We start from the raw sequence: 389 nt of genomic DNA on the forward strand, positions 1-389 counted from the left end.
CGTCAGTACATAGCCATCTGCCTGATCCTGGGCTAACGCGGTGGTATAGAATACCTCTTGTTCGTCGTCTTTATCCTGACTCGGACGCGTTTCATTCAGGCCGTAGAGCACTGGCGGAATGGTCGGCGCGTTGCCGAGAAAATCGTGCCAGAACTGATAACGCATTTCATGGCGGAAATCAGAGATTTGCTCCAGCGAACAGGAGTAGCTCTGGGTAACACCAATCAGCGGCGTATCTTCCAGGGTGACAAATTTATGCTCTGGCATAGTGAATTCACCCAGACGCAGCGGCGGGCGAATACCAAAGGCGCTCCATTCAGGAGAACGGCGGTAAAGTGCAGGAGTCTGGGCAAACTGCTTCTTGAATGCGCGGGTAAATGTCTGTTGAG

The 389-nt window shown here is 52.7% G+C and carries 1 protein-coding gene; it reads right to left on the reverse strand.

Annotated elements, in window-relative coordinates:
• Positions 1–389, reverse strand: a 389-nt coding sequence (locus tag E0L35_RS26050) for a GyrI-like domain-containing protein (protein WP_171051253.1), incomplete at both ends; no start/stop codon positions are given.

The organism is Halomonas sp. ATBC28 (assembly GCF_005937175.1).
Classification (GTDB): domain Bacteria; phylum Pseudomonadota; class Gammaproteobacteria; order Pseudomonadales; family Halomonadaceae; genus Vreelandella; species Vreelandella titanicae.